Origin of the sequence: Pseudomonas sp. Pseusp3 (genome assembly GCF_047304225.1) — a bacterium.
Taxonomy (GTDB): domain Bacteria; phylum Pseudomonadota; class Gammaproteobacteria; order Pseudomonadales; family Pseudomonadaceae; genus Aquipseudomonas; species Aquipseudomonas fluorescens_CD.
On the sequence record NZ_JBGLYV010000268.1, the window covers coordinates 1 to 296 of the forward strand.

1 protein-coding gene is annotated in these 296 nt (G+C 69.9%); it reads right to left on the reverse strand.

From position 1 onward, the window contains the following. A partial coding sequence (locus tag ACCD00_RS30830) for an aromatic amino acid lyase (protein ID WP_413428946.1) occupies nucleotides 1-296 on the reverse strand: 296 nt, incomplete at both ends.

The window sequence follows — 296 nt, forward strand, 5'->3', positions numbered from 1 at the left end:
TGGGAGTCGGAGACTTCGCTGCGCTCGCCCAGCAGATCGCGGTAAGCGGCGGCGGCGTCGATCTGGCCTTTCTGGCCACGGGCGGCGTGGATGCGCGCGTCGAACGGCGAACGCGAACCCAGCACCGCTTCAACGGTCAGGCCGCCGAGGGCCAGGGCACCGGCGAACAGGTCTTCACCTTCGAACAGGCCGCGCAGGGCGAACGCGGTGGACACCTGGGTGCCGTTGAGCAGGGCCAGGCCTTCTTTCGCGGCCAGGGTCAGCGGGGTCAGGCCGGCGACTTTCAGCGCTTCGGT